This is a genomic window from Marinococcus halotolerans DSM 16375, assembly GCF_000420725.1.
GTDB classification, from domain to species: domain Bacteria; phylum Bacillota; class Bacilli; order Bacillales; family Marinococcaceae; genus Marinococcus; species Marinococcus halotolerans.
In genome coordinates this window covers 17,668-37,123 of record NZ_ATVM01000023.1, presented here as the reverse complement: position 1 = coordinate 37,123, position 19,456 = coordinate 17,668, and the positions used below count along the sequence as shown (strand labels likewise).

Sequence of the window (19,456 nt, the reverse complement as noted above, 5' to 3'; positions counted from 1 at the left end):
ATGCGAAAGGAGAACTCCATGGGTAAATGGGCAGAACGACCAACCAGTTACTGGAAAGATGTTTGTATCGCTTTATGGATAAGCAGCTTCTTTATTATCATTTCTCTTCTATTCTTTTTGTTTCTGGATTAGCGGTCATTATTCTATTGCTGAGGGGGGGGAATATGTGCGTAAAAAGAAAAAAATTATCATTTCTGCCATGCCTTTTCGTTCCTATACCGAAGAAAAACAACTATTACAGCAGTATCGGCAGCAAGGGTGGCAAGTCGCTGAATGTTCTGTCTTTGGCTACTCCTTCATCCCCGCCCCTCCAGCTGATAGAAACATTCGTCTTGTCCTTTCCCGCGACTACCATTCCCTGCAACGGGCCCAAATGGCCCCCTGGAGGTTGATATGCTCCTCCCCCTTGCTCCATGTGCTCGAAAGCGAACCAGGCGCTCCCCCTTTTCGGGACGCTTGGACCGCTCCTGTAGCCCAGGAGTACCGTGCCAAAAGTCGTTTTTGGCTGTTTTTGCTTGTAAGCACCATTCTTGGGATCATCGCGCTTTTATTTTTACTCTCCCTAACTCCATCGCCTTCAGCCTTCACAGACTTTTTGTTCTTTTTGCTATCCGTTATTGTAAGCGTTACCGTTACGAGTTTCTTTCGATGGTTATGGGTGCAGTTTATTCTTTCGAAAGCGCATCGTATTACTCGGGGCAAGCGCCGGTAGTAGGTCGCTTTGTTATTCTCTTCCTGCAGCAAGTTGGTTTTCGCAAACACTCACGAAAAATCTTCCCCTTCTTATCAACCATCTTGATGCTGCCAAATGTAATCATCGAGTGAATATAAGTGCTTTACACACCATAGACGGGAGGAGGCTGTAATGCAAAGCATAAAAGATACTGTGAAAGAAGTGGTCTATGCCATTCTGCCGCTGTCATTGGTTGTTATTTTGCTGCAGGTGACCGTCATCGGAATGCCCCTCGGGATGCTGGTTCAATTTTTCGCCGGGGTGGTGATGGTTTCCCTGGGATTAATCTTATTTTTATTAGGCGTGAATATTGGCTTATTGCCCATCGGAGAAATGATCGGGGCCTCCTTACCGAACATTGGTAAACCCGGCTGGATTGTCGTTGTTGGTTTTCTTCTTGGATTTGTGGTCACGGTGGCGGAACCGGACGTGCGGGTGCTTGCCACGCAGGTGGATCTCGTGTCTGGCGGGTTGATTTCCAGTAATGTGCTGATTTATACCGTGGCGTTGGGGGTCGCCATTTTTGTCGGGCTGGCCATGCTACGAATTTTGTTGAATATCCCCATCACCTACCTCCTGGTTGGTGGGTACGGCACAGCCTTTGTCCTGGCTTCTTTTACCCCGCCCCAGTTCGTTCCCATCTCGTTTGACGCCGGAGGGGTTACGACCGGACCCATGACCGTGCCGTTTATCCTTGCCCTGGGCGTAGGTGTTGCTTCTGTTTTAGGAGGTAAATCGGCCTCTGCGGACGGATTCGGCTTAGTCGCACTGGCTTCCATCGGACCGATCCTTGGCGTCTTAATACTGGGGGTGATTTTTGGATGACGATCCACCTGTTTGATGGTTTTGGCCATGTGTTATATGAAGTCACCTTTGCGCTCCTCCCTCTGTTAATGTTCTTTTTAGTGTTTCAACTGTTTATTTTAAAGCTCTCCTTTAAGAGATTATTGGATATTTTTAAAGGGATGTTTTTAACGTTTTGGGGCCTTGCCTTCTTTCTGCAGGGAGTTCATATTGGATTTCTGCCAGTCGGAGAAACAATGGGGACCACGATGGGAACCATGGAAGACCAATGGCTGCTGATTCCCATCGGGTTTGTGCTCGGTTTTGTGGCTACCTTCGCAGAACCGGCTGTCCGCATCCTGAACCACGAAGTGGAAAAGGTGTCGGGCGGGTATATTCCGCAAAGGGTGATGCTTTACACCCTTTCCATCGGCGTGGCCGTTTCGATTGCTTTATCGATGGTACGCATTTTGTTTGGCATCCCGTTATGGTACTTCCTTATTCCCGGATATATTCTAGCGATCATCCTGATTAAATTTTCCACCAAAACATTCACCGCGATTGCCTTTGATTCCGGCGGGGTCGCGACCGGTCCGATGACCGTGACCTTTATTGTGGCCATGACCGTCGGGATTGCCGGAGCTACCCAAGGGCGCGATCCTTTATTAGATGGGTTTGGGATGATCGCCCTCGTCGCCCTCTCTCCGATCTTGTGCGTGTTAATCCTGGGGTTATTATATCATCGGAAGGAGAAAGAAAATGAACGAAGCCTTAAATCGGAATCATAAACTGCTTGTGACAATCGTGAAAAAAAATACGGGGAGTAAAATCGTGCAGGCTTCCAAAGAAGCTGGGGCCGAAGGCGGCACCATTTTAATAGGCAAGGGCGAAGGTATTCACGAAACAAAAAAATTCCTTGGCATTAGTGTCGAGCCGGAAAAAGAGGTGGTATTGACATTGATCTCGGAAGAAAAAGTAGATGCGGTGATCAAGGCGGTGGAAAAAGCGGGCAGGTTAGATACACCCGGAACCGGCATGGGCTTTGTGGTAGATGTTCAACGAATCGCAGGCATCACCCATTTACTCCAGCAGTAAGATCCAATAATCGGGTACGGGAGGGAAGAACATGGAAAGCAACGTTTCATATGACTTGATTGTGACCATCATTAATAAAGGCTATTCCGAAGACGTGGTGGAAGCTTCCAAGAAGGCAGGAGCCGAAGGCGGAACGATATTGTTCGGACGGGGCACCGGCGTTCATGAGCACGCCAAGCTGTTTAATATCACGATTGAACCCGAAAAAGAGCTTGTACTGACGCTGATTGACCGGGAGAAAACCGATGATGTTCTGCAAGCCATTACGGCCGGCCTGGACTTAAACAAACCCGGAAAAGGGATTGCTTTTGTCGTCGATGTTGAGCGGGCCATTGGGATCACTCATCTGGTCAAGCGCATGGAGGACGGAGGAGACACGCATGCTTAAGGTGGAGGATGTATACCGGAACATCACGTTAAAACCAAGTCTCGTGAACGCGGAGGACACTCTGGACGTGGTGAAAGAAAAGATTGCCCGGGGCAGCCCGGTGAACCGCTCCGTCTACGTCGTGAACCGGGAGCTATCACTCCTTGGCATCATTACGCTCCAGGAGTTATTAAGAGTCTTGGCGGTAAACGCAAGCGTCCGTGGCGGCAAAAAAATGTCCAAAGGAAAACTGTTGGAGTTTATATCTAAAGATACCCTGGCTGAAGACATTATGATTGCTCCTGTGTCCGTCAGCACCTCTGATTCTCTCACCACCGCTCTTGAATTATTTATGCGACATTCTCTTGAAGAACTACCCGTAGTAGATGAAACTGGGAAAGTCATTGGCGATTTGGATGCCTACGAATTAATTGCTGGGATCGACGAAAAAAACCCATCCCATGACCCTAATGGTTCTTAGCAGTGGTAAACCACTGGCTGCTACAGGCTTTTTTGTATCGAGAATTTTTCTGAAATCACGGTTTCGCCGGTAACTTATTGGAGCAAACAATATGTTAGAGCTCTAATCACACCACCTAACCCTTGAACTAGAATTGGAAATCTCCGTCTTTCATTAATATGGTTTCCGCTCCCTCTTGTTCGACACCCACCACCTTCATGTCTTCGGTTCCAAAAGCGACATTGACCGACAGAAGAGATGTATTTAGTCCTGCTTCTTCCAACGCTTGCTCCGATAAGTTGCTGCTATGTTGAAGATTGGAAGGCGAAGCGTTGCCAATCCCAATATGGCAGGCCGTATTTTCATCAAACAGGGTGTTGTAGAAAAGCGTATTCGTCTGAGCAAGAGGGGAATGGCTAGAAACCAGAGCAATTTCCCCTAAACAAATAGCACCTTCGTCGGTTTCAAGGAGACGTTGTAACGCTTCCTGGCCATGGGCCGCAGAATAAGACGTGATTCGTCCATCTTGAAAGGTGAGGGAAACATCCTCGATAACCCTTCCCCCATAGACAAGCGGTTTCGTTGCTACAAGTCTGCCGCTGACCTTGTTTTTATGGGGGGCTGAAAATATTTCTTCCGTAGGGATGTTCGGAAAGAACGGAATTCCCTTGGTGTCTGTCACGCCCCCGCCAAGAAAGACATGATTGTCCGGCATTCCGATGACCAAATCGGTCCCCTGGCTATTGATAAAATGCAAAGCGCCAAACTGTCGATTGTTGAGAAACGTTTTCCGGGACTCGAAAGCTCTGTCATGGTTTTCCCAGTCTTTGATGGGATATTTTCCATCGGCACGGGCTCCGTGTAATACAACTTGCCATAACGATTGTAGAGCTTCTTCTTTCCGTAGATGAGGAAATACTTTTGTCGCCCAGGCGGAGGACGGGACAGCCAACAGACACCAGCGTACCTCGTGGGATCTCATCTTTGCATAATAACTCTCCAGTTTGGTGCGATAAGCCTTTTGATAACGGCTGAACCTTGCGGGAGAAATATCCGCAAAGACATCGAAGCTTTCAGAAATGAGATGGATGTAGGCAGCACTCGCTTTGTCCCATTCGTTAATACGGGCCTTCTTCCAATCAGGAACGTGATCGATGGCTTTATCGGCAGCGTGAAGATAAAAGGTCTGGGTCGACCATTCATCACTCCAGTCCATGACTACACTGGACGCCCCAGCCTCATAGGCTGCCCGCTGAACGAAACGAGCAAACGTGACATGCTTGATATCACTATGTATCACGACTAACTGCTTCTTCTGCACATTGACTCCCATTCGTACAGCAAGATCGGCATACTTTTTCAACGATTCTTCGCTGACAAGTTCTTCTATGTTTTTCACCATCTCCGCTCCTTTTCATAGAAACTGCTAGACCTCTAACCATTGTTTACCTATCATGAGTAACATTAGCCATACGGATATTCCTCCTAAGACCAACCAGTTATACCGATAATTATCATTATTATTACTTTCCTTCTTCCATTGATAGGTGCCAAACGCTAGATACAGGAAACACAAAGGAAAGATAACGACAAGAAGCGTAAGATATCCCGGCCACTTTTCCAGGTTCATGAGCGTTACAGTAAGAAAAGCAATACCAACGGTAAACCAACGCGTGACATTTCGAGGGGCCTCATTCGCATAGTCTTTGGAACGATCCTGCCCATGGCGCTTCACGTACCATCTCCTCGTTAATTTCATCGATAAAGCCATCCCGCCTGATAACAGCAGTAAGGTGGAAAATAGTTCCACGAGAAACCATAGTTGTTCGTTCATAACGTTTTCTCTCTTTGTTATCATTCCGCCGTTGCATTATCTAATAAATAGAAAAACACACTTCGAGAGCTTCCAATGCAGCGACCATTGCTGTGTAGAACACTAGACAAAATCGGGTACTATTTGTCTCGACTTTTCACGTACCTCGAGCACAAATTCTCCAGACCTATTCATGCTTCAACACTTATGGACTCGGCGGAAAAAATACATAGTACATACCAATAAAAGGACTGGCCATAAAAATGAGACCAAAAATATAAACAAATAAGTTCCAGTCCCCCGTTTTAATACTCGAAGCCAGAAACAAGATCGTATAGACAGCAAGTACAACATATAAACCGCCTTTAATGAGTGTTTTTATGTGCATATTCTCCCTGGCTCCTTCCATATCTTAACCGGTAGTTTTTTGCCTGCAAATTAGTATAGCCTCAAAGAAAAAATACTTCTTCTTTTATGTTCTCTTCTGGCGAGAGATCCTATGTCCCAAAAATGTCGCGACTACACCTACAACAACAGCTATGATCAATAGAATTACAAAAGGCAGGGATGCCCAGGCATCGAGAGAAAATACAGTCAAACAGACGGCAAGAGCAACAAACAGCCCGAATAAACGTTCAAATTTCATCTAAAAGCTCTTCCTAAACGACCTTTTCATCAACAAACTTCCCGGCATTTAAATTAGATGTTCAAGCTTCCACGAATCTTTTTCGTTTCTCATAACGAATGATTCTTATCACACTGCCTGTAACAATAACCGCACTTAGTATTCTGTACATGATAGTGCTCCGACCATCAAAGAAAGGGAAAAAAGTACTTCCACACACGCATAAACCAAACACTATTAATACAATGCTGAAATATACATAAAAGCTTTCATGGCCAACACACCTGCAATTTAAATATTATTTGATGGAAAACAATTCGTTAGTCACCCAATGAAACAGCTGTTCAATAAATTCATTATGGTAGCCGAAAACGGCAGAAACGAAAACATAGACGACGAAAATGGCCAGTAAAATAAGAAAAAAAGCACCAATAGGCAATTTACCGGACTTTTGTTCCTTTTTCCGGGGCTGCAGTGGGTCTTCGATACGTTGCTTGCGGTCCTGATACGTATCCTGCCCCCATTTACTCAAGAAAAGCACCTTTTCCTGTATAAGTATTTAAACTGAATCTGTGCAGGTCTCTGACCCTATTTTCCCATATTATGTAATAAATTCAAGCAAACAAAATTTTTGCGACTTGTTCTTATGGAAATGATTGTAAGTTAATAAATATACATTTAAAATACACAGGGAGTAATCCAATAAAGGAGGGAGTGCATGAGTGGATTCAGCGTGATGGTCTACACTGTCTGTTTTTTATTTATTGCAGTCGCTGGCATTATAATGTTCCGGGAATACCGAAAACCAAAAGAAGCACGCAGGCAAAAAAAGCTAATGATCTCTATGAGCTTGCTGCTGGCTGCTTCCCTTCTTCAACTGAGTCATGGAATTGCCACCGATCTTTAGAAATTGTTTTAGATTAACTTTTTTCGAGATATAAATAAAGAAGCCAAATTTCAGACAGTATGAAAGCCGGTTTCTTTATTCTTTATTTTCATCAAAAATATTGATGCTTTTCCCTCCCTTACATATTGCATATACTGAGTTTTCATAATTGCTACGGCTCGTTTATTAAGGCATGTTTAATTTCAATAGTCACGATATTTATAATAAATGCCGCGAGTAATACGATCCATACTAAGGATGGGAAGGGTAAAAAATAAATAGCAATAGCGTTAAGACCAATGCCAAGGATGAACTCCGTATAATGTTTTTGCCGGTACGTCCACGCTTTCTTTCCGTTCGACGGCTTCCCCACGATAAAATACCGCCCTACTTCCACGAACAGTAGATTGAGTACTAGGAAGGCGATTAGCGGTGCTAGCACGGCGACTGGTATATCAGATGCGTAACCAATCACTACGACCACCGCGAGAATCAGCAGCAAGCCCCCGTAGGATTTTTGTCGATACGTCATAAACGATGCTCCCTTTGCGTTTTCCTGAAGATGAATTGACTCCGGCAGCCCACGCAGGTCAAAAAAACGATTATTTCTCTGCTGCTCTCATTCTTTCATGGTACCAATCAATGCAAAAATAAGGAAGATTATGGTAGATGATTTATATGTTCTTTAAGAGTTTTCATAATAGCGTCCGCTAATTTCTTCATCAACAGAAAAGACTGTCCCATTTGGAACAGCCTCTTCTTCTATAAAAACTTTTTAATTTCCGCCGCAAACTCCTTCGGCGCTTCCTGAGGTACCCAGTGGGCCGATTGGTCTATTCTGATCAGCTGGCTGTTGGGAAGGTCCTTCTCCAGCATTTCTCCTGTTTCCACCGGCTGCCAAGGGTCCTGAGTCCCCCATAGCATAAGCACTGGATGCTTGATACCGGAAAGCTTATGGGTGATAGAGGTTGTTTCATTGGTGTTCAGGGCAGCCGCATTACGGACAAGGCTGAGCTTGCCTTCTTCATGTAAATACGGAGCTATGATTCCCTGTAAAAAGGTGTCTGTCAGCTGGTCCTGCTGGGCAAATACGTCTTTGAATCCCTTCGAGAGAAAGTCTTGCATATCCTGAAGGGATTTGTTTTTCCACGACGGGTGGCCCACCATCAGCATTTCTTCGATCGGCCAGGAGTCGTAAGCAACAGTGTTGGAAAGCACCAATTTGTCGATTCGTTCTGGCTCCTCAAGGGCAAGGATTAAGCCGACGCCTCCCCCGATATCGTGGGCCGCCATATGCACCTGCTCAAGCTCCAGCTGTTCCATCAGACTGATCACCAATCTTGCCTGCACGTGAAGTGAGCGGTCAAAACGGTCACGCTGATCGGAATAACCGTATCCCAATAGGTCCGGGACAATCACCCGGTATTCTTCCTCCAGCTCCGGGATGACTGCCTGATACAAATACGACCAGGTTGGTATGCCGTGAAGCAGTATGATCGCCGGTCCCGGGCCTGTATCTGTGTAATTGACCTTCACCGGCTCGTCTACGATTCCTTCGAGCGTCACTGTCTGTTGACGTTGTTTAAATTCTTCTTCCGTCATCGTTTTGTTTGGCTCCATGTTTGTGCCTCCTTAAAATTCTTTCTTACCATTCTTAATGAACGATTTTCTCCATGTAGTGTTCCCGCATGTTGATATTTTTAAATGTAAGCCAGCTTACACTATTTCTTAAAACGCGGGCTCGTACAAAAATAAAAGCCCTCCCGCTGTAAAAGCAAGAGAGCTTCATCTAAACCTTTTCCCTATTCCTTAAGGACCCTATACCAGATTTCCACCTGCTGAGCGGTCTCAATGGCCCTTAGCTTCTCGAGGTGAATCTCCTGATCCTCCAGGTGCTCAAACAATCGCAGCCCCTTGCCGAGTATGACGGGCGCAAACGCAATCTGCAGCTCATCCGCGAGCTTCGCCTTTAACAGCTGCTGGCCGACGTCCGCCCCGAGCACTACGACATCCTTTTCTCCGGCTGCTTTTTTCGCCTGGCGAACCGCGCTTTCAATGCCGTCTGTCACGAAGGTGATTGTAAGGTTCTCATTTTCCTTTGGATGATTCGCCGGTGGACGGTGCGTCAGCACAAACAACGGCACCTGAAACTCATAATCATCCGCGTAGGCATCCGGATCCGGGCTTTCATCAAAGCTGTTCCGCCCCATGACCACGGCCCCCGTGTTGGCCATCGCCGCTTCAATCACTTCATTCGGCTCAAAGCTGGCATAAAGCTTTCCCATCTCCCCGTCACGGTCGTTGACATACCCATCCAGCGATAAAATCATGCCCAGGCATACCTTTGCCACGATCTTCCCTCCGCTTCTTTTTTTATTCATTTCTCCTTTGCCTTCCTGGAATCCTTTTAAATCATTAATATAAAAGCTGGAATAACAATGACACACTTTTTTAATATGACACGCAGTTGTCCTGTTTTGCATGGTACAGTAATTTCAACAGAAGGAAAGGGGAACATAGTCGATGGAACAATGTTTATGGCCGCAAAGCAGTGAACGTTTGCAAGCGTACCATGATGAAGAATGGTGCAGACCGAGCCGGGATGACCGGTACATATTCGAAATGCTTACCCTGGAGGGGGCACAGGCCGGCTTATCGTGGAATATTGTATTAGCGAAACGGGAGGCTTATCAGTCCGCTTTCAACAACTTTGACATCGAATATTGCGCCGGCCTCACGGACGCGGATTTGGAAGCAATCAAAGAGAATTATCAAGTCATCAAGCACTTCTCGAAGCTTCAATCGGTTCGCTCCAATGCGGAGGCGGTACTGAAAATACAAAACGAATTCGGAAGCTTCGCCGACTTCCTGTGGAGCTATGTGGATTTTAAACCAATTATCAATAACTGGACAGCCGACACGGAAATTCCTGCCCAGTCCCCTTTATCCGTCAGAATCAGTAAAGATCTTAAAAAAAGAGGCTTCAAATTCATGGGGCCGGTCATTACTTATTCCTTTCTACAGGCAATAGGTATGGTGGATGATCATATTATCTCCTGCAGCTTTCACACGTGCAATGCCAACTGAAAAATTGCCGGGATAGAGCAGCCAGTATTTCAGTTTTACCACTAGCTCTACAGGGAAATTACAAAATAAATAAGGCAGCAATGGATGGATACTACAGCCAATCCATAAGCCAGAAAAAGAGCACGCTACTTTTTCTGGCTTTTTCTTTGTTTATGGAAAAAATTTCAACCCAGTCTTTGGCTACTCCCATTTAGAAAGAAGGGACCCCTTTGAAAAAACCGCGATTGATGTATTTTCTGTCAGGAACTCTGCTTGCAGCTTTCCTGTTTGGCTGTACGAGCGAAAAAGAAACTCCCCAGGCTTCGAATGCCCAGGGAGCTTCCATTGAAGATGAAGATGACCTGCCCGAGAAGGATGTAGAAGAAGAGCCCTCCACCCAGTCGGAGCCTCAAAGGGAAAATATGTCCTCTCCTACACCCTCAGAACAGGACGCTGAAAAAATAAGGCAGGAGCTTCTGATGGACGATAAGTGGATCAAGCTGCCTTCACATTTTCCCGGTCAGCAGGACAGTCAGATCCAGGGATCGGTGGCTTCCAACAATTCAGCCACCTACAGCATCCAGTATCACACCAGTACCGGAGAGCCTTTAGCGCACGTTACTGCTGCCCAGTACATGGATGTACAGGAAGCCGCCAGTGAAATCGAGGACTTTCAGGAAGGGAAAACCGTTAACCCCGACGGTCCGGGAGTAGAGCCGTTCGGGCACGGCCTGCCCGGGCACGCGAAGAACGGCGCAGACCAGTACCATTACAGCGGGAAGCAGAATCAGTGGCTCGTAAGCCTCTCTTCTTCCTCTTCGACAAATCTCGATCAAACAGCCGTGATCCGTCAAATAGCAGAATACCTCAAGCGTCAACCTCTCCCTGCCTCTGCTGAACAGGGAGTCGTCGATATTTATTACGCTCCGTCCAGCGAGGATGTCACCGTCGATATCCGCTGGCAGGAAGGAAAAACCGTTTACGCGGTCCGGACCAGTCAGCCACCGGTGGAAACCCTGCAGATCGCAAATTCCATGAAATAAAAAAGTTCCCGCCATTTATTTAATCGACCATTAACCAAAAGAAGCTCTCCTGCCTATACAGCGGGAGAGCTTCTTTCTTACTTATGCTTTCGTGCGGTAGCTTGTATTGTGCTTCTGAAGGGTTTCGTCCTGGCCGAACAAGAAGTGCTTTTCCATGTTCGGGGAGTATTCTGAGCTTAACGTCTGCAGGCCAGCGGCTTCAGCTACTGACCGCAGCATCGCCGGGGAAGCTCCGCAGCACAAACCGATATAATTCACGCCGCCGTCTGTCGCTTCCTTCGCCCACTCCGCCAGCTCATACCGGTTGTGGTAAAGCGGCTCCAGCGCGGTAGGAAACGTTGTTTCCAAAGGAGTGTGGCAGCTGCATCCGGAATCAGGTAAATTAAAAAAGGTAGGATGGCTTTCTGTCGTCCGGTAAGGTACAGGAAGAGCCGCCACATATCCATCAACCGATTCCCGGATTTTCTCCATGTACGGCTGCATCGTATTTGGTCCGCGGAAGCAGTTCATGCCGACCACTAACGCACCGCTTTCGGATAAAATACGGCAGGAATCTTCCACTGCATAGCCGTCCCGCAGGATATTTTCGCCCATTAATCCCAGGGTAATAACGGCTGGCAGTCCCTGCTTTTGAATTTCCTCGAGGGCAATCAGCGCTTCTTCGTGATAATAAAAGGTTTCACCTTTAATGTAGTCGACGCCTTCCTCGCTGCACCAGCCAATCATTTCGGCAAACATCTGGCGGACAGCGGTTTTGGAATCCTCATCGTCCGGATTGAAAATATTTGTGTTGGAAATATTGCCTGCAACGAGCGCCTCTTCCTCCGGATGCTCCTGGGCGACTTCCTTTGCCAGCCGGATAGCCTGCCGGTTTAACGGCTCGAGCAGGTCTTCTTTTCCGATAATCCGCATTTTTTCCCGGTGGGCGTTATACGTGAACGCCAATATTACATCCGAACCGGCACGCATATAATCCCGGTACGTCTGCTTTAAGGCCTCGGGGTTTTCCAGTGCCACCTCCGGCACAAACGTGCCTGCCTGTAAATAGCCCCGACGCTCCAATTCAAATAAATATCCTTCTCCTGCGATAACCGGCCCTGCCTCTAAACGCTCCTGTAAACTTCGCTTCATTCAATCTCCACCCTTTTCTCTACCTAATTAAATATTCCTTACTGCTCTCCCTCTGGCAACCGCTTTTTTTGTATTTTCAGTCATTAATACGAAAACTACGTTCGTATTATTCCAAAGAGTTGTATCTAATATACGCAGGCCGCATTTTTCATGTCAACCGGATATGCGAAAGTTTTATAATTTCTGATAAATGTTTGTTTTTGAAGGACGGATAAAAGCATTTGAAATTAAATTTCTTCTATTATTTTCAAATATAGGCAACCAAAATGGCAAAAGGAAGACGCATCAGCCCTTTTCCTTTATTCGTACACCTAAGAAGCCGTCCCTCAGCTGTTTTGCACCACATGCACATCACAGTTCGCTTTTCGGCGGATAGCTTTAGACGTGTGGCCAAAAACCAGGCGTTCGAGACGCGTGCCACCGCTTTCGCCTATAATAATAGCATCCGCCTGGTAGCGGCTGGCTAAATCGATCGCTAATCGTTTCTTCGGGGCCCCGGAATCCATAACCGTTTCCACGTTCTCAATTCCGTAAGCCCACGCAGCCTGCTGGCAGGCTTCTAGATAGAGAGCGGCTTTCGTCCGCAACTGTTCAATCCCTTTAGGATCCATGCGCTCCAGCGTGGCATACCTCTTTTGATCGAACACAAAAGCTATAATTAATGTGGCCCCGTGGTCGGCCGCCATTTTCTTCGCCTCGTCGAATACCGTGTAGGTGGGGATCTCGACAGCATCAATTCCTACTAAAATCCGTTGATAATGAGCCATATTTCTCCTCCTTGTTTTTAGGATGGCCATGGGTCTCGTCGCTTTCTGTCTACTTATGAAGGAGGCCTTCCTTCCTGCTGAAAATTGCCTGCAGTAAAGATGGTAATCAACCATTCCCTCCCTTCTTTACTCTATAACCTTTTTTATCAGGAAACGCCCTTATAAAAGCTGGAGTTTTTCTTTCTTTGCTGATGAAAGCCTCGTCTTTTCCGTGAAAATCATCTCTCCCGGGTACCCTTTTTTATACTATGCCACTTTGATGTACGTACTTACTAATATGTTGGGTATTATTTATAATAGCATTAGACAAAATAAAAAAAGGTGGCCTTTACGCTATGAAACAATATCGCATTCATCCCGAGAACGGATTGGAATTTGGCATCTATACCCTGGGAGATCATCTGCCCGACCCGCATACGGGAGAGCGAATATCAGCCCAGGACCGGATTCATGAATTAATTGAATACGCCACGCTTGCTGAACAGGCGGGACTGGATTTCTTCAGCGTCGGGGAAAGCCATCAGGAATATTTCGCCACCCAGGCCCACACGGTTGTTCTTTCAGCTATTGCCCAGGCAACAAATCGAATAAAAATCGGCAGCTCTTCCACGATCATCAGCACCTCGGATCCTGTCCGGGTATACGAGAATTTCGCCACCATTGACTTGATTTCCAAAGGACGCACCGAGCTTGTGGCAGGACGCGCCTCCCGGATTGGATTGTTTGACCTGCTGGGCTATAATGTCCGCGATTATGAGGCCCTGTATGAAGAAAAATTTGATCTGCTCCGACAGATTAATGAACAGGAAAATATAAATTGGGAAGGAGAGTTCCGGGCGTCGTTAAAGAATGCCAAGGTGCTCCCCCGCCCTGCGGAAGGGTCGCTTCCCATCTGGCGTGCCGTCGGCGGAACGCCGGCCAGCGCGATGAAAGCGGGCTATGCCGGGGTTCCTATGTTTATGGCTCATTTAGGCGGATCATCGGACCGTTTTAAACAAACCGTTGATGCGTACAGGGAGGCAGCCCGTGCCGGCGGCCACGATCCGGCGGAGCTGCCGGTAGCCACAGCTGGCTTCTTTTACGCAGCCGAGACGACCCAGCAGGCGCTGAAGGACCTGTATCCCCACATTAACGAAGGCATGAAACGCACCAACGGTGGAGGCTTCCCGAAGCAGCTGTTTGCCCAGGGGGCAGAGCCGCATAATATTATGAATACGGGCAGTCCCCAGGAAATTATTGAAAAAATCCTGCACCAGCATGAAGTATTCGGGCACCAGCGCTACATTGCCCAGATTGATTTCGGCGGGATGCCAATGGATAAAATAAGAAAAAATATCGAACTGATCGGGGATACCATTCTGCCGGTTGTTAAAAAATACACGGCACAAAAATAAGGAGAATAACAAATGAAACTAATTGGATTGTCCGGCTCACAGGTCGGTTCCAAAACGAGAACGGCCATGAACGAAGCGATAAAAAAGGTTAATGAGAGATATCCGGATATTGAAACAGACGTGATTGATCTGGCGGAATACTCGATGCTGTTCAGCGACGGCCGTCATTACCTCGACTACGAAGGAGACACCGGCTATGTCACCCAGCAGCTGATGGCAGCGGACGCTGTTATTATCGGTATGCCAATCTTTCAGGCGTCTATTCCAGGAGCTTTAAAGAACGTGTTCGATCTGCTGCCGGTTGATGCATTTCGTGACAAAACAGTGAGTATGCTCGTCACCGCCGGGTCGCCTAAGCATTATTTAGTTGCAGACCTGCAGCTGAAGCCGATTTTATCCTATATGAAGGCCCAAATCGTGCAAACGTATGTATTTATTGAAGAAAAAGACTTTCACCAGAAAGAAATTATTAATACCGATGTGCTCGACCGTCTGGACCGCTTAGCGGAGGATACCGTTGTCCTCTCGCAGACCTTTGAACAAATACGGGAAAACCAATATGACTTTTAACAGATTGTAATGAGAAAAGCGGAAGATTATAAAACACAGACGGGGCTGTCCCAAAAATAGGCCAGCCCCGTCCGCATTTTTAATTGGTGTAACGACACCAGATTTTTCCGTTAACTAATAAATGGAGGCAGCTATCATGAATGAAAAGCAGGAACAGGGCGAGCACGTCATTTCGGACCAGCGGGGCAGAAAGTACATTACGCTGGACGAACCGGACGGTGTCGTCGTTCTGGCCAAAAAAGAAGATGCTTTTCTTCTTATCAGACAATACCGTCCGGCGGTCGATGCTGTGGTTGTGCAGCTGCCAGGCGGCGGTGCGGAACCGGGCGAAACACTCGTGCAAGCCGCCCGGAGAGAGCTGGCTGAAGAAACAGGATACACGTGTGGAAACTTGAATTATCTAGGAACAATGCTTCCGGCCTCCTGGCGAAGTAACGACCGCACCCGTGTTTTCTTTACCGATGACGTGAACCTCCAGCAGGAGCAGCAGCTCGAAGACCACGAAAACATTCAGGTTTATTCTCTTCCTATCACCGAATGCATCCATAAAGTCAAAAACAACACGTTTTCTGACGGAGAATTAAGCTTTGCGCTTTTTCAGGCCCATCTCCACGGACACCTTCCCCTCGGCAGCTAATGCCTTTAAGTCCGAACTTATAAACTACGCTTCCACATTTCTATGACTTTAATGCCCTGTTTATGCTTGCCAGCATATTAACAACGAAAGGAAAAAACGGGCGTTAACACAAGTGCGATGGTTAGCAGCCTTCAATAGGTATTTAGTATTTCAGGTTATTCACCGATTGGCTGTTTGAACAATTCGTTATATGATAGGTTTACCTTCATTCGATTTGAGGAGTAAAAAGGAGACGAGGAGAATGAATCAAAGACTGATTAAAACAGAAGGCTTTATGTTTGCCGTTCTGGGTTCTGCTTTGTATTTTTCCAATGGCTACTCCTGGCTTCTCTTCCTGCTGCTGCTTTTTCTGCCCGACGCCTCCATGATTGGATATGCGGTCAACTCAAGGACAGGCGCTTATGTCTATAACGCCGCTCATACGTATATCCTTCCCCTGTTGCTTTTACTTTCAGGCTACCTTCTGTCTCTCGAATGGCCGGTGCTCATCAGCCTCATCTGGATCATTCATATTGGCCTGGACCAAATGCTTGGGTACGGTCTGAAATATACTACCGGCTTTAAGGATACCCACATTCAAAACCTATAGATATTTTTAACACTCCCGAAGAAAAGCATCCCTAAATCACATACGAAAGCGAGTGGCCTTTTTGCCCTTATTAACGCTCGAACATGTCATGAAGCAGGAGAACGACCGTACCATATTAAAAGGCCTGACGTTAATGGTCGAAGAGAAATCTCAAATAGGCATTAAAATGACTCACCACGAAAGCCTGGTGTTTTTTAAGCTCCTCTCCGGTGAACTCGCTCCCACGAGCGGCCATTTCAAAAAAGAAACCAGTGACATCGTGATGGAATTGACAGACGATGCGCTGTATGAGGGGCTAACGGTCTCCAGCTATTTGAGCATCTTTAAAAAGCTTGCTGATTTCCAGGAGCCTTTAGAAAGGTCTATCGGCGTTTTTTCCTTGTCTGACGTATGGCACACCAAAATCAGCCGCCTGTCGCTGGATCAGAAAAAACGAATCAGCTTGTTTCGGATGTCCCTGTTTTCGCCGAGACTGCTTTTAATCCAAAGCCCGTTAAGCAACGCGACCGACGAAGGGATCGAGTTGTATTTACAGGCATTGAATCACCTTCGCGCAAATAACACGGCCGTTGTCTGCACCTCCACGTTTTTGGAGGAGCTGTTACTGGTAAGCGATGATGTTTATCGCTATAACCGGTACACCGGCCTGGAGCAGACGGATCTTGCCGAGAGCTCCACAGGCGGACAGCCGGAGACCGCCGAACCGGAACCAAAGCCAAACAGGGTGTATAAAGTGGCCAGCAGAATGGCGGACAAAACCATTTTTTTCAGTCCGGATGAGATTGATTTTATCGAAAGCGTTAACAGTGTCAGCACGATTCGCATCGGGGAAGAACATTTCCCTACCGATTTAACGATGAATGAATTGGAAGCAAAATTAACGAATTTTGGTTTCTTCCGCTGCCACCGATCGTATTTAGTTAACCTGCAGCGGGTGTCGGAACTCGTAAGCTATTCCAAAAACAGCTATACGCTCGTATTAAAAGGAAACGCCAATCTCAAGCTGCCGCTCTCCCGGAACCGCCTGGAGGAAATGAAAGCATTACTGGAATTTTAACGTACATTTGGGGCTGAAATGAGATGGTTTCAGCCTCTTTTTGGTACATTTGAGCGTTTGGCCATTACTGTTCACCGGATAGTTACGACATTTTTGCCGGACTCCGGTAAAGTTGAGCTTAAGAGTCGGGCAATGAACGAAGAGCCCTCTTGAATCACAACCGAAGGAGCGAAGGCAGATGAAACAGGAATTCATCCAGGTAAATCAGTTATCCAAAAAATTCAAAGGCGAAACCGCCTTAAAAGACATCAGTTTCTCCGTTCGTGCAGGCGAAATCTTTGGGTTTTTGGGTCCGTCCGGGTCAGGCAAAACCACAACGATTAAAATTTTGACCGGGCAGCTGGCCCAAACCTCCGGCCAGGCATTTGTGCTGGATCGTCCCGTGGAAAGCATCGACGAGAGCATTTATGAGCAGCTCGGGATCGTAACCGATAACAGCGGGGTGTATGAGCGGCTGAGCGTATATCATAACTTGAGCGCGTTCGCGAAGCTGTTGAAGGTGGACAAAAAGCGCATTGATTTCCTCCTTCAAAAGGTCGGTCTGTACGAGGAGAAACATAAGCTGGCCAGCAAGCTGTCGAAGGGGATGAAACAGCGCCTCGTTCTGACCAGAGCGATGCTGCATCAGCCGAAGGTGCTCTTTTTGGATGAGCCGACCAGCGGGCTCGATCCGGTCACCACCGAATATATTCATGCCCTGCTGATGGAAATAAGAGACAGCGGCACAGCCATCTTTTTGACGACACACAATATGAACGAAGCGACCAAGCTGTGTGATCATGTGGCCCTTCTGAATGACGGCCTGATCGTCGAGCATGATTCGCCTAAGGCGCTCACGCTCAAGTACAATAAGGATAAACGGTATCAGGTGCTGTTGAGGGACGGCCAGGAAGTGACGCTGCCTCATACAGTCGAAGCGGTCCAGAAGCTCAACCGCTGGCTGAGCAGCGACGACGTGGTAACGATTCATTCCAATGAACCGAATTTAGAACAGATATTTCTGGAAGTGACGGGGAGGGAATTAGTGTGAGTGTATCGTTTCGGAAAATAAGCGCGGTGCTTCAATTGAAATTACGACTAATTGTAAGCAATATGAGCATCATTTTCACCCCGGTCTTTGCTATCATCTTTGTCATTGTCATGGGAAATCTCATGCCGCAGGCGGATACAAGCGAAACGGCGATGCCATTTTCCACAGAAGGGTTTCTGCTCAGCTTTGGCCTGATTTTTAACATTGCGATTGCCGGTATCTCGATGAGCAGCTCCCCGATCGCGGAAGAAAAAGAAAAACACACGCTGCGCGTGTTGATGACGTCTTCGGTGAGAGGGCCCGAATATTTCATCGGCAGCATGATTCCGATCCTCGTGATCCTCGTCGCCACTAACATTCTGCTCGTTCCCGCGAGCGGCGTCTCCCTTGGGGATATTCCTCTGTTCACGTATCTGGTGATTACGACCCTCGCCACGTTGATCAGTATCGTGATCGGCTACATCATCGGCGTTTTCACTAAAAACCAGGCACAGGCCACGCTCGTAAGCACACCTATTCTGGTTCTGTTCACCTCGACTCCGGTCCTCAAAGCGTTCAATGAGACGTTTGCGGAGATACTAAATTACACGTATAGCGGGGTGCTGGCCAATATGGCGGAAACGCTCTCCTCGAGCACGGAGTACCAGTGGAACCTCACAGACACCAGTGTGCTTTTCGCCTGGCTGGTCCTCACGTTAGGCCTATTTATGTACGTCTATAAGAAAAACGGGTTAGATAGTGAATAATAATCAAAAAGACACGTCATAGAACACTCTATGGACGCGTCTTACGGAAAGCAGAGCGCCAGCGTTCTGCTTTTTTGTATATCAGAGCCAATACTTTTATTTCCATCCACATTAAGGGCGATAATACTTTTTATTGTCCTTAAGCAGCTGGGGGAACAACCGTTTTGTTGATTTTTCTGTGGAATGAGACCAGGCTTATCCAAAAAAATGTTTGTTACCCACAAATAAAAGGAAAGGCCTTTACATACCAACTTGAAGGAGGCTTTACAGATGAGCAACGAAGATCCAAAGAAAGCCGATAAAGAAATTCAAAAAATGGACCAGGAAGACAAAAACGAGATTTTAGAACACTTTTCTACATTTAAAGATTATTTGGGTGACCAGGTTCGCAAGGGAGAAAAATTAAACCTCAGCGAAAAAGGATTAGCCCAGGGAGCCAAACGAGTCTCAGATTATTTGAATAAGCACGAAGAACCCAAGAACAGAGAAGAAAAAGTACTGCACGAACTATGGAATGAAACTGAAAATGACGAAGAAAAAGACACTTTTGCGAGATTGTTAGTACGCCTGGCCCAGCAAACAAATGAAGAAAAATAATTCCTTATACGAAGCAAGTGCCTGTGGGCATTTGCTTTTTTATATTCTAAACAATAGTTGTTTTCAA

Annotated in this window: 27 protein-coding genes; 17 read left to right on the top strand and 10 right to left on the bottom strand. The window is 46.9% G+C overall.

The window, feature by feature from the left end:
• The first annotated feature begins 166 nt into the window (after nucleotides 1–166).
• The 6 genes from G548_RS18315 to G548_RS0113930 all read left to right on the top strand — a co-directional run bounded on the left by G548_RS18315 (nucleotide 167) and on the right by G548_RS0113930 (nucleotide 3,459).
• A complete protein-coding gene (locus tag G548_RS18315) occupies nucleotides 167–712 on the top strand; it encodes a DUF2812 domain-containing protein (RefSeq protein ID WP_022794771.1) in 546 nt (181 codons plus the stop codon).
• Between the two features lie 153 nt (nucleotides 713–865).
• On the top strand, nucleotides 866–1,558 hold the full coding sequence (locus G548_RS0113950) for a DUF1538 domain-containing protein (protein WP_022794770.1): 693 nt from the start codon (nucleotides 866–868) through the stop codon (nucleotides 1,556–1,558).
• Nucleotides 1,555–2,304 carry a DUF1538 domain-containing protein gene (locus G548_RS0113945; protein ID WP_022794769.1) on the top strand — a complete coding sequence of 250 codons (750 nt, stop codon included), beginning with the start codon at nucleotides 1,555–1,557 and terminating at the stop codon, nucleotides 2,302–2,304. Before G548_RS0113950 ends, G548_RS0113945 begins: the two co-directional genes overlap by 4 nt.
• Entirely contained in the window at nucleotides 2,276–2,611 is a 336-nt protein-coding gene (locus G548_RS19595; protein ID WP_027847435.1) for a P-II family nitrogen regulator, read from the top strand. The genes G548_RS0113945 and G548_RS19595 overlap by 29 nt, the downstream gene beginning before the upstream one ends.
• Nucleotides 2,612–2,642: 31 nt before the next feature.
• Nucleotides 2,643–2,999 carry a P-II family nitrogen regulator gene (locus G548_RS19590; protein WP_027847434.1) on the top strand — a complete coding sequence of 119 codons (357 nt, stop codon included), beginning with the start codon at nucleotides 2,643–2,645 and terminating at the stop codon, nucleotides 2,997–2,999.
• Complete coding sequence (locus tag G548_RS0113930; RefSeq protein ID WP_022794768.1) at nucleotides 2,992–3,459, top strand: CBS domain-containing protein; 468 nt, start codon at nucleotides 2,992–2,994, stop codon at nucleotides 3,457–3,459. Before G548_RS19590 ends, G548_RS0113930 begins: the two co-directional genes overlap by 8 nt.
• A 127-nt stretch (nucleotides 3,460–3,586) precedes the next feature.
• Here G548_RS0113930 and G548_RS0113925 read toward each other — a convergent pair whose 3' ends face one another.
• The 5 genes from G548_RS0113925 to G548_RS0113905 form a co-directional block, all read right to left on the bottom strand.
• Entirely contained in the window at nucleotides 3,587–4,840 is a 1,254-nt protein-coding gene (locus G548_RS0113925; protein WP_027847433.1) for an aminopeptidase, read from the bottom strand.
• Nucleotides 4,841–4,864: 24 nt separating this feature from the next.
• Nucleotides 4,865–5,272, bottom strand: a complete 408-nt coding sequence (locus G548_RS0113920; RefSeq protein ID WP_022794766.1) for a hypothetical protein — start codon at nucleotides 5,270–5,272, stop codon at nucleotides 4,865–4,867.
• A 184-nt stretch (nucleotides 5,273–5,456) separates the two neighbouring features.
• A complete protein-coding gene (locus G548_RS0113915; RefSeq protein WP_022794765.1) occupies nucleotides 5,457–5,639 on the bottom strand; it encodes a hypothetical protein in 183 nt (60 codons plus the stop codon).
• An 84-nt stretch (nucleotides 5,640–5,723) separates the two neighbouring features.
• Nucleotides 5,724–5,897 carry a hypothetical protein gene (locus tag G548_RS19315; protein WP_022794764.1) on the bottom strand — a complete coding sequence of 58 codons (174 nt, stop codon included), beginning with the start codon at nucleotides 5,895–5,897 and terminating at the stop codon, nucleotides 5,724–5,726.
• Between the two features lie 277 nt (nucleotides 5,898–6,174).
• A complete protein-coding gene (locus tag G548_RS0113905; protein WP_022794763.1) occupies nucleotides 6,175–6,408 on the bottom strand; it encodes a hypothetical protein in 234 nt (77 codons plus the stop codon).
• 186 nt (nucleotides 6,409–6,594) lie between these two features.
• Between G548_RS0113905 and G548_RS0113900 the strand changes: the two genes are divergently transcribed.
• A complete protein-coding gene (locus G548_RS0113900) occupies nucleotides 6,595–6,783 on the top strand; it encodes a hypothetical protein (RefSeq protein WP_022794762.1) in 189 nt (62 codons plus the stop codon).
• A gap of 151 nt (nucleotides 6,784–6,934) precedes the next feature.
• Here the strand turns inward: G548_RS0113900 and G548_RS0113895 are convergent, their stop codons facing one another.
• From G548_RS0113895 to G548_RS0113880, 3 genes are all read right to left on the bottom strand, one after another.
• Nucleotides 6,935–7,294, bottom strand: a complete 360-nt coding sequence (locus tag G548_RS0113895; RefSeq protein ID WP_022794761.1) for a hypothetical protein — start codon at nucleotides 7,292–7,294, stop codon at nucleotides 6,935–6,937.
• Between the two features lie 230 nt (nucleotides 7,295–7,524).
• Nucleotides 7,525–8,382, bottom strand: coding sequence for an alpha/beta fold hydrolase (locus G548_RS0113885; RefSeq protein ID WP_022794760.1), 858 nt, complete (start codon nucleotides 8,380–8,382; stop codon nucleotides 7,525–7,527).
• Nucleotides 8,383–8,564: 182 nt separating this feature from the next.
• Nucleotides 8,565–9,113: a dihydrofolate reductase family protein gene (locus G548_RS0113880; RefSeq protein WP_027847431.1), complete on the bottom strand. Its 549-nt coding sequence runs from the start codon at nucleotides 9,111–9,113 to the stop codon at nucleotides 8,565–8,567.
• 172 nt (nucleotides 9,114–9,285) lie between these two features.
• Between G548_RS0113880 and G548_RS0113875 the strand changes: the two genes are divergently transcribed.
• Nucleotides 9,286–9,849: a DNA-3-methyladenine glycosylase I gene (locus tag G548_RS0113875; protein WP_022794758.1), complete on the top strand. Its 564-nt coding sequence runs from the start codon at nucleotides 9,286–9,288 to the stop codon at nucleotides 9,847–9,849.
• A 209-nt stretch (nucleotides 9,850–10,058) separates the two neighbouring features.
• Nucleotides 10,059–10,871 carry a hypothetical protein gene (locus tag G548_RS0113865; RefSeq protein ID WP_022794756.1) on the top strand — a complete coding sequence of 271 codons (813 nt, stop codon included), beginning with the start codon at nucleotides 10,059–10,061 and terminating at the stop codon, nucleotides 10,869–10,871.
• Between the two features lie 81 nt (nucleotides 10,872–10,952).
• Here the strand turns inward: G548_RS0113865 and G548_RS0113860 are convergent, their stop codons facing one another.
• The gene (locus G548_RS0113860; protein WP_022794755.1) at nucleotides 10,953–12,002 is read right to left on the bottom strand and encodes a homocysteine S-methyltransferase family protein; all 1,050 of its coding nucleotides are present in this window, start codon (nucleotides 12,000–12,002) and stop codon (nucleotides 10,953–10,955) included.
• 326 nt (nucleotides 12,003–12,328) lie between these two features.
• Nucleotides 12,329–12,769 (bottom strand): universal stress protein, encoded by a 441-nt coding sequence (locus tag G548_RS0113855; protein ID WP_022794754.1) that lies wholly within the window; start codon nucleotides 12,767–12,769, stop codon nucleotides 12,329–12,331.
• 335 nt (nucleotides 12,770–13,104) lie between these two features.
• Between G548_RS0113855 and G548_RS0113850 the strand changes: the two genes are divergently transcribed.
• The 8 genes from G548_RS0113850 to G548_RS0113815 all read left to right on the top strand — a co-directional run bounded on the left by G548_RS0113850 (nucleotide 13,105) and on the right by G548_RS0113815 (nucleotide 19,389).
• Complete coding sequence (locus G548_RS0113850) at nucleotides 13,105–14,163, top strand: LLM class flavin-dependent oxidoreductase (protein ID WP_022794753.1); 1,059 nt, start codon at nucleotides 13,105–13,107, stop codon at nucleotides 14,161–14,163.
• Between the two features lie 12 nt (nucleotides 14,164–14,175).
• The gene (locus tag G548_RS0113845) at nucleotides 14,176–14,733 is read left to right on the top strand and encodes an NADPH-dependent FMN reductase (RefSeq protein WP_022794752.1); all 558 of its coding nucleotides are present in this window, start codon (nucleotides 14,176–14,178) and stop codon (nucleotides 14,731–14,733) included.
• 136 nt (nucleotides 14,734–14,869) lie between these two features.
• On the top strand, nucleotides 14,870–15,370 hold the full coding sequence (locus G548_RS0113840) for an NUDIX hydrolase (RefSeq protein WP_022794751.1): 501 nt from the start codon (nucleotides 14,870–14,872) through the stop codon (nucleotides 15,368–15,370).
• 241 nt (nucleotides 15,371–15,611) lie between these two features.
• Nucleotides 15,612–15,959 (top strand): DUF4260 family protein, encoded by a 348-nt coding sequence (locus G548_RS0113835; protein WP_022794750.1) that lies wholly within the window; start codon nucleotides 15,612–15,614, stop codon nucleotides 15,957–15,959.
• 61 nt (nucleotides 15,960–16,020) lie between these two features.
• Nucleotides 16,021–17,016 carry a LytTR family transcriptional regulator DNA-binding domain-containing protein gene (locus tag G548_RS0113830; RefSeq protein ID WP_022794749.1) on the top strand — a complete coding sequence of 332 codons (996 nt, stop codon included), beginning with the start codon at nucleotides 16,021–16,023 and terminating at the stop codon, nucleotides 17,014–17,016.
• A 178-nt stretch (nucleotides 17,017–17,194) separates the two neighbouring features.
• Nucleotides 17,195–18,046: an ABC transporter ATP-binding protein gene (locus G548_RS0113825; RefSeq protein WP_022794748.1), complete on the top strand. Its 852-nt coding sequence runs from the start codon at nucleotides 17,195–17,197 to the stop codon at nucleotides 18,044–18,046.
• The gene (locus tag G548_RS0113820) at nucleotides 18,043–18,792 is read left to right on the top strand and encodes an ABC transporter permease (RefSeq protein ID WP_022794747.1); all 750 of its coding nucleotides are present in this window, start codon (nucleotides 18,043–18,045) and stop codon (nucleotides 18,790–18,792) included. Before G548_RS0113825 ends, G548_RS0113820 begins: the two co-directional genes overlap by 4 nt.
• Nucleotides 18,793–19,062: 270 nt before the next feature.
• Entirely contained in the window at nucleotides 19,063–19,389 is a 327-nt protein-coding gene (locus tag G548_RS0113815; protein ID WP_022794746.1) for a DUF3243 family protein, read from the top strand.
• Nucleotides 19,390–19,456: the final 67 nt, after the last annotated feature.